This window comes from uncultured Roseobacter sp. (assembly GCF_947493125.1).
Lineage (GTDB): Bacteria > Pseudomonadota > Alphaproteobacteria > Rhodobacterales > Rhodobacteraceae > Roseobacter.
Genome location: NZ_CANLQB010000021.1, coordinates 1 through 9,436, shown reverse-complemented (window position 1 = coordinate 9,436; position 9,436 = coordinate 1). Strand labels below are relative to the sequence as shown.

At 58.7% G+C, this 9,436-nt stretch carries 2 protein-coding genes; both read left to right on the top strand.

Annotation, left to right across the window (positions count from 1 at the left end; translation table 11 throughout):
* The first annotated feature begins 31 nt into the window (after positions 1-31).
* Positions 32-8,311, top strand: coding sequence for an Ig-like domain-containing protein (locus Q1A71_RS23505; protein WP_299682799.1), 8,280 nt, complete (start codon positions 32-34; stop codon positions 8,309-8,311).
* Positions 8,312-8,490: 179 nt separating this feature from the next.
* Entirely contained in the window at positions 8,491-8,940 is a 450-nt protein-coding gene (locus Q1A71_RS23500) for a VPLPA-CTERM sorting domain-containing protein (protein ID WP_299682796.1), read from the top strand.
* Positions 8,941-9,436: the final 496 nt, after the last annotated feature.

The window sequence follows — 9,436 nt, the reverse complement described above, 5'->3', positions numbered from 1 at the left end:
GGACGCCTACAGTTTCAACTCCGGCACCAGCGTGACCTTTGCTGCGGGCGAGACCTCGAAGACTGTCTTCTACCGCGTAGATGCTGATAGCATCGATGAGACCGACGAGACTATCGTCTTTGAAGCCTTCTCGGCCCAGGGCGCTGTGCTTGCTGGCAACGAGCCCGTGCTGCGCTCAACCGGCTGGATCCTTGATGACGATGGCGACGGCAACAATCTGGCACTCTATGTGTCCCGGCCCCTGGTGGTCGAAGGCGATGACGGTACGCAGCAAGCGGTCTTCGACGTCTCGCTGTCGCGCCCGGCCCCTGAAGCTTTCGATGTCCCCTTCAACACGCTCGACGGCTCGGCCACAGCGGGCGAAGATTATGAAGCCACCAGCGGCACGCTAAGCTTCGCCGAAGGCCAGACATCGGCCTCGGTCTCTGTCCCCATCTTCGGCGACACCGACATCGAACCGACAGAGCTCTTTACACTCGCGTTCGACTTTAAAGGAACGGAACTTGCCTTTGATGTTGCGATAGAAAACGATGATTTCCAGAATGCGCCTGTCGGTGTAGCAGACAGCTACGCGGCTTTGCCGGGATCAACACTGTCCATATCCACCGCAAGCGGAGTTCTAGCCAACGACACGGACGTTGAAGGTCAGACTCTGTCTGCCGAACTTCTGTCCAGGCCGTCGAAGGGGACCCTAACACTAAATTCGGACGGCAGTTTCAGCTATTCTGCCTCGCCAAGTGCTTCAGGAACTGATGAATTCACCTATCGCGCGTTCGATGGGATTGACTTCAGCGAAGAGACCCCCGTCCAGATTGTGATTGACGGCGATTCTGGTGGTATAACGGGGGAGTTTGCATTTGATGTTTCGGTGCCGGAGACGCTCGCCCCCGGTACTTCAGGTGCCGCGCAAATCACCTATGAAAGAGGATCGCCATCAGGCACACCTTCGGAAATTGACGCCGCACTTTTCTTCGTATCAGGCGAAGCGGCCTTGGTCCGCGATCCGTTGACTGGCGCATTCGACGATCAGGTCTTCATTCTATCCTACGGGGATGGAGTTGACGACATTGCGGTTGGCGAAACCGGCATCGCCGAATTTGACATTCAGGGAACGGCCGGTCCGAGGGCAGGTTACACGGTCAATGCGAGCATCATCGATTTCGATGCCGTGATCGATTGGGATGCGAGCGTGGACTTGTTGCGTCCCTCGGGTGTATCAGATGAAGCATGGGTAGTCGTTTCAGGTCTTCTGACCGACCGCCTTGGCTCAACGGGTGCAGACTTTGCAAATGCACTCGCTGAATACGGCAAGAAACTTCAATCGTTCGGCCTGAACGGAGAGAGCGCCAGTGCGGCACTGGCGTTCCTGACGGAAGTGGTTACGGATTTTGGAAGCATTGCTAGCCGTGCCGAACAGGGTTCAATGGGCCAAGGATGGTCGTCGGTCGCCGATATCGGCCTCGACGTCGGTAGCGACACGGTCATCTTGCAGGGCCTGTCGGAACTCAGCATTCTCAGGAACCTGGACCCGGGCTCTGCAGCCTTCTACGCGATTTCGGAAACGGCAGCGCGCGCGGTCACACTCTCCGGCAGCGTCATTGCCCATGTGCCGACCACCGCAGTTGAATTCGTCGCTACAGAAATCGGCACCTTTGCCAACACAAGCCTGACAGATGCAGAGCTATTCGCAACGTCGGAAGGCTTCACCGTCGAGTTCTCCGACGGCGCCCGGATGCTCTTTGATGCATCGGGGAAACTGCTGAAGCTAATAGAGCCGGACGGGCAGGAAACGACCGCTGTCAGAGACAGTGGCGGAAACCTCACCGCTCTAGTTGGGCCTCAAGGTGCGTCGCTCGCCTTTACACGCGACACTGACGGCCGCATCGACAGCATCACGGACGAAGACGGCAACAGCGTCGCTCTCGCTTACAACGGTGCCGGGCAGCTTGTTTCGTCCACAGATGACGCTGGCACCGCGCTCTTCACCTACGATGCTGCAGGCAATCTGAGTTCCGTGAAACCCGCTGGCGTAGAGGCTGCAGACATCGGGTATGACGCCGATCTGAGGCTAGCATCCATCGACTACGCGGACGGGCTCCAGTCGGAGACCTTCTCCTATGACGGCGTCGGTGGCGTCACAGTCACCGATGGGGAAGGCCGCTCGACCACCGTGGACTACCTACCTGGCGGCGCCGTCGGCCGCGTCACCGATGGCGAGGGCAATGTCTCCTCGTTGATCTTCGACGCGGACGGCGATCTGATCGGCCTCCGCGCGCCCGACGGGACCGAGACCACTTTCACCTTCGACGATCAAGGGCGCATCACCAGCTTGACCGATGCCAACGGCGCGACGGTTGAGTTCGGTTACGACGGGGAGTCCGATGCGCCGTCCACCTTCACCGACGCCAGCGATGCCACCCGGACCTTCACCTACGATGCAGGCGGACGGATCGTTGAGGCGGAGTGGGACGACGGCACCTCGCTGGAATTCGCCTACGACGCCAACGGCAATCTCACCATGTCGGAAAACCGGCGAGGGGAGTCCATCGATTATACTTATGACACCAACGGGCGGTTGCTGTCGCAGAGCGACGGGTCGAGTGGCGCGGTCACTTACTCTTACGATGCGCAGGGTCGGCTGACCTCAGCCGTTGATGATCGCGGAACGACCAGCTTCGAATACGACAGCGCGGATCGGATCACCAAGATCACCTATCCCGAAGGCCGCAGCCTCGCCTACACCTACAATGAGGCTGGCCTGCGGTCTTCGATGACCGATCAGTCGGGCGATGCGCTGTTCTATGAGTATGACGATCTCGGGCGTCTCATCGGTCTGGACGACGAGGATGGCGGCATCGTCGACTATACCTACGACGCTACGGGGAACCTGACCCTCGAGGAAAACGGCAACGGCACGACTTCGAGCTTCGCCTACGATGACGCGGGTCGCTTGACCGAGATCGTGAATGCGCAGGCGGATGGCACGGTCAACTCCTTCTATCGCTACACTTACGACACCGCCGGGCAGCGGGTGGAGATGGAGAGCCATGACGGCACCTGGACCTATGGCTATGATGCTATCGGGCAGCTGACTTCGGCGGAGTTCGTGTCGATCAACCCAGCAATCGACGATAAGTCGCTGCTCTACGAATATGACGATGCCGGGAACCGGACCCGTGTCGTGGAAGACGGGGTGGAGACACTCTACACCGCCAATGCGCTGAACCAGTACACGAGCGTCGGCGATACCACCTTCGCCTATGACGACGACGGCAACATGGTGTCCCGGACCGATCTATCCGGGACGACCACCTACGAATACGATCTGAATAACCGTTTGGTGAAGGTGACCGAGGCAGATGGGACGGTGCAAGAGCACGAGTACGATATCTTCGGAAATCGAGTAGCGAAGACAACGGATGGTAGCGTAACGGAGTATCTCGTCGATCCGTTCGGGCTGGGCGATATCGTATCAGAGTTTGTGGGGAGCTCATTGCAAGCCAGCTACGCACACGGTTTGGGCCTAGCGGCGGCAGAGACCAGCGGATTGAACTTGTACTATGATGCGGATGCGGTCGGCTCGATTACCACGTTAAGCGGAAGTGACGGGCTGGTACAAAACAATTATATCTACATGCCGTTTGGAAGAACTTTATCCGAAAATGAAGGCTTGGCGAATGACTTTGAATTCAATGGAGCATTCGGGGTACTTGAAGACAACGAAAACACCATTTTTATGCGAGCGCGATCCTACTCAAACGATATCGGTCGCTTCGCTTCTGAGGATCCTCTGTTTGTTTCTGGTGACATCGAGAACCTGTATCGCTTCGCGCTCAACTCGCCTTCAAGTCTTGTTGATCCAACTGGCCTGAACTTCGCACCCGGTGGTCCTGCACCTCAAGGCATTGGCGTACCACAGCCGGTGGGCGATTACGATGGGAATGGCGTTGATGATGCGATCGATGCAATGCAAGAACGTTTTCGACCTCAGAGGATAAGCCCTGAGGCACAAGAGAAGTTCATCGGCGGAGTGATGGTTGTTGGCGGGTTAGCCACCTTTGGTTTCGGAGGCGGCGCGATGCTAACTGGACGTGCGCTTTTTGGGGCCGTCGAAGGTGTTCCAGCGGTTGCAATCGGTACCTTCAATGCCGTTCGAGGTGCAGTAACAACTGGTGTTGGAATCGATAAACTGTTTGGGGACGACCCGAGCGACGGCGATTCCGAAGGAGATGGAGACGGTTCTGGAGACGGCGATGGTTCCGGTTCCGGAGGAGATGGCGGTGCGCCCGGTGTCCCGCGCGAAGGCCCGCCAGAAGACCCAGAAAACCCCGACAGCGATGACGGTGAAAACGAAGACGCTGACGGCAGTGTCACCTACGGTGATCCTTGGATCAGCAGCTTCGATGGCAACGGCACATTCTTCAATGCCTATGGGGAATTCGTCCTCGCGCGCTCTACGGACGGTGAGTTTGAAATCCAGACCCGCCAACTGCCGATCTACTGGTACACCGACAATCCATCGGCCTCGATCACAAGCAACTATGCCGCGGCGATGCGCATTGGAGACAACAAGGTTGAAATTCAGTGGCCGGAAACCGGTGAAGCCACAGTCCTCGTCAATGGAAACTCGATCTCCATTGAGGTTGGCGAGTCCATAGCCGTTGACGATGGTTCGATTTACCGCCGAAACTTCAACGATTACATCTTCAGCAACGGTCTCGGCGACGGGATGTATGTCCGCATCGGCGGCGCCTATCTGAACGTCTATCCTTTCGTTGATCCGTCTCGCGTTGGCGAGATGCAGGGCATCCACGGCAACTATGACGGCGACAGCACAAACGACTTCTCTTTGCCCGATGGCACCGACCTGACGGGCGGCACCGGGCGCCTGTCCTGGCAAGAGCTCTACACAACCTTTGCCGATGCATGGCGGGTGACGGATGAAAACTCGCTGTTCACCTATCTTGTTGATCGCAGCACGGACGACTTCACCGAGCTGAATTTCCCGGCGGGTATCGTGCGGCTGGAAGACCTTGATCCAGACGTTGTCGCCGCGGCAGAAGCAGCAGCGGAGGCCGCCGGTTTGGTGCCCGGGACATGGCAGTTTGAGACGACCGTTTTCGACATGGCCTTTACCGGTGACTTCGATCTCGCGGAACTGTCCGCAGGCTCCCCTGATTTTGCGTTTACTGACGAAGATGGCGAACAAAGAGAAATCATCACAGCAGACGTCGATTTGCCGCCGGTGATCGCCGACGACCTGACCAGTTCTGTTGACGAAGACGGAACGGTTACAATTGACGTTCTGGCAAGCGTCTCAGACCCCGAGGGCAACCCGCTGACCCTTGTTTCCGGCTCAGACCCGACCGGGGGGACGGTCACGGTCGAAGACGGGCAACTGGTCTTCACCCCCGCGCCCAACTTCGAAGGTGAGACGACCCTAACATTTCTGGTACGTGATGAAGCGGGCAATGAAGTCGAAAGCACTGTTGTCGTCACAGTCGACGGCCAACCAGACACTCCTGTTGCGAACGACGATGGCGGGGCTGGGTTCACGACGGATGAGGATGTAGCCTTTAACACCGCGTCGGTGCTCGACAACGACACGGATGAGGATGGCGACACGCTCACGGTGGTGGCGTTTGACAGCGTGACTTCGGGAGGCAGCACGGTATCGTTGAACGCAGATGGCTCCTTCGACATCACGCCGGTGGCGAACCAGAACGGCAACGAGACCTTTGAGTACACGATCTCTGACGGCAAAGGCGGTGAGGACAGTGCAACCGTCACGGTCACGATCAGCGCTGTCGATGACGCGCCGGTCGCAACTGATGATCCGGGCTTTACGACCGACTTTGGCGCGGCGCTCGACATCGATGCGGGCGACCTGCTGCGCAACGACGACGACGGCGACCCTGAGGTCATTCAGCCGCTTGCCGTGACGGCCGTCGGCAACGCGCAGAACGGCATGGTGAGCCTTGCCGCCGGGGTTGTGAGCTTTGTCCCCACGGCGGGTTTCACGGGGCTGGCCAGCTTTGACTACACCATGACGGATGGGTCTGGCGCGTTTGACATGGCCACGGTGACGATTGCGGTGGGGCCGCAGCCTCCGGCTGCGCCCGTCGCGGCGAATGATACGGCGGAGACAAACGAAGACACCGCAATCACCTTCAACATCCTCAGCAATGACACGGACCTCAACGGCGATCCGATCGAGATCAACGAGGTGCGGGGGCCGGATGATGCCGTGATCCCGTTTGGCGTCGAAACAGCGCTGTCTTCGGGCGGGACGATCTTGGTGAGCCGAGATGGCACGGTGGTGTTTGGCCCAGCTGGTGACTTCGAGGCGCTAGGTGCCAACCCCGTGCCGCAGGACCCGGCGGCGAGTGTTGTGCTCACCTACACCGTGATCGAGGATACCGACAGCGCCTTGGTCAGTGACCCGGCAGCGGTAACCATCGGGGTTCGCGGCGTGAACGACGCGCCGGTGTCGGATGATTTTGACCTGCCGACGAACGAAGACACGCCGGTTGTTGTCCCGGTCTTTGACAACGCGCCGGACGCCGACGATGAGGAGCTTTCGTTCGAATTCGACGTTGATCCTGCCGTGGGCGAGGTCACTTTCGACGGCGAAGACTTTGTCTTTACCCCGGCTGCCAACGTAAATGGCGACTTCGACATCGGTTACACGGCGACGGATGGCGACGGGGCCTCCGACAGCGGGACGATCCGCCTGTCGATTGCTGCCGTGAATGACGTGCCGGTTGCCGTTGATGACGATGGGCTCTCGACGCTATTCCAGACCGACCTGGTGATCAATCCGGCCGACCTGCTGGCGAATGATACCGACGTCGATGGCGATACGTTGAACCTTGTTGGCGTCGGGATGGCCAGCAACGGCACGGTCGATCTGATCGACCGGCTGATCGTCTTCACGCCCGACGCCGGGTACGCGGGGCCGGCGACGTTCCAGTACACCGTTACGGATGGGTCCGGCGGCTTTGACACCGGAACAGTGGAACTGACGGTTCAGGCCGATGACAATACCGCCCCGACCGCGCAGGACGGCTCGGTCACGCTGGACGAAGACACCAGGGTTCTTGGCCAGCTTCTTTATGATGATGCGGAAACGGATGTCGCGGACCTGATCGTCGAGATCATCGACGATGTCTCAGACGGTCTGCTGGAGTTGGGTGTGGCAGGCGCCTTTACTTACACACCGGACGGAGATTTCAACGGGCCTGACAGCTTCACCTACCGCGTCAGTGACGGTGCGCTTTTCTCGCAGGTGCGCACGATTTCGATCACGGTCGATCCGGTCAATGACCTGCCGGTCGCAGGGGATGACGACAGCGTTGGGTTCGAAACTGATGAGGACACTGCCTTTACGACCGCGTCGGTTCTGGGCAATGACACTGATATCGACGGTGATGCGCTGTCGGTCTCGGGCCTGAACACCACGGGCACACTGGGTCTGGTGACCGACAATGGTGATGGTACTTTTGACTACGACCCCAACGGCGCCTTCGAGAGCCTTGGCGCAGGGGAAAGTGCCACCGACACCTTCAGCTACACCGTGACCGATGGCAACATAGACAGCAGCGATACGGGCCTTGTCACGGTGACCATCACCGGCGTGAACGACACGCCCATGGTTGGGGCGCTGGCCGAGACCGCATCGGAGGATGACGCGCCGGTCACGCTCGACCTGCTGGCGCTCGGCAGCGATGTCGACAGCGCGGTGCTGAGCCTTGAGGACGTTACCGTCACCTCGTCGGACGGCCGCACGGTCAGCTTCACCGAAAGCGCCAGCGGCGTGACCATCGACCCCGGCCAGTTCGGCGCTCTCAACGACGATGAGAGCGTGGATCTGTCGATCTCCTTCGCGATCAGCGACGGCGATCTTTCGACCGACGGGCTGGCGACGCTGCAGGTCAACGGGGCGGATGACGGTCCGGGGCGGCTCGATGTGGTCGGCACCGAAGGCTCCGATCGTCTGGCCGGGACCGAGGCGGATGAGTTCATCTTCGGCCTGGGCGGGCGCTACGACCGCATGGAAGGCGGCGGCGGGGCGGATACCTTCGTCTTCGGCGACGAACTGACCAACGGCGCGCGCGAGCGGGATCTGATCTCGGACTTCGGTGCCGATGACACGATCCTGCTGGCTGACGACGACTTCACCGTGCGCGATATCCGCAGCGGCGTGCTGATCACGCACGGCGGGGATGGCGATCGGATCTACGTCATTGGTGATGATGTGGACACAAACAGTATCCAGATTGAGATCGGCACAGCTGATTTCTTGGTGTAAGCTAAGCGAAAGGTAATAAGTTCATGGACTGCATCGGAAAACCTGAGATGAAAAACAGATTTTACAATTTTTGTGCCGGGCTTGTTTGCGCTCTCGGCCTGTCGGCGGGGGGGGCCTCGGCGAGTACACTTGATGATGTGATCCTGGGAGATCTCATTTTTTCAGCGGATACGCTCGATGTGATCGCGGATGACTTTTATCTTGAGGCATTTGGTATCTCGAATGACAATGATGACATTTTCGTCTCCGCACTGCTTGAGTCTGGCGCAGTCGATTCGGCTCTGGCCTCGGACGTCGACCTGTCGATTTTTGATACAACATTTACAGAGATTTTGGGCGGTACGGCGCTGGACGTCGAAGTTGACGCGGATGCCGATACGATCTCGATCCTCTACGATTTGGCGATCAACGAAGAAAGCAGCGACCCATTCGGCGTCGCGATCCTGTTCTTTGGGATAGACCTGACGGACGGGATCCTGAACTTTGCGGGTGATCTGGATGGAGAGATCGTGGACCTCGACATCTTCGGCGCTGCGGACCCCGCGGTCATTCCGCTCCCCGCGGGCTTGCCCCTGTTTATTGGTGGGCTAACCGCTTTCGCGTGGCTGCGGAGCCGAAAGACGGCTTAAGTCATTCAAGCAATTTTCACATGTGCCTGAGTTGCAAGCAACAGGTGAGTGGCTGTTTCGATAACATACGCTCCCGACGGATCCAGTACGCTGCAATGTTGAAGAAATTCCGCTACTGACAGGAAAATCGAAAATCTCGCGGCTTGCCGGTCCAACCAGAGTAGTTTGCCGTTTTGAAGGCATGAGCACGAACGGCAGCATTTCTCTTTGTATAGGAGAAATGTGAATACTGCGCATGCAGCAATTTTCGTGCTGCATGCGCACGCAGCAAAAACCGAAGACTTCCGCTATGGGCTCGGTGCCGTCCTTGGAGCAAACGCAGCATCGCCCCCTGCCCCAACTCAATCGGATCTCGTCCCGGCCCATTCCAGCCATTCATTGGGTCTCCTGATGCTGCGGCGCAGCGACAGAAAGACGGCGCCGATGGGGTGGATAGCTCCTGCTCCCCCGGCGTCGCAATGCGCCAAGTGCAGTTGTCTATCACTGCTAGGAAAGG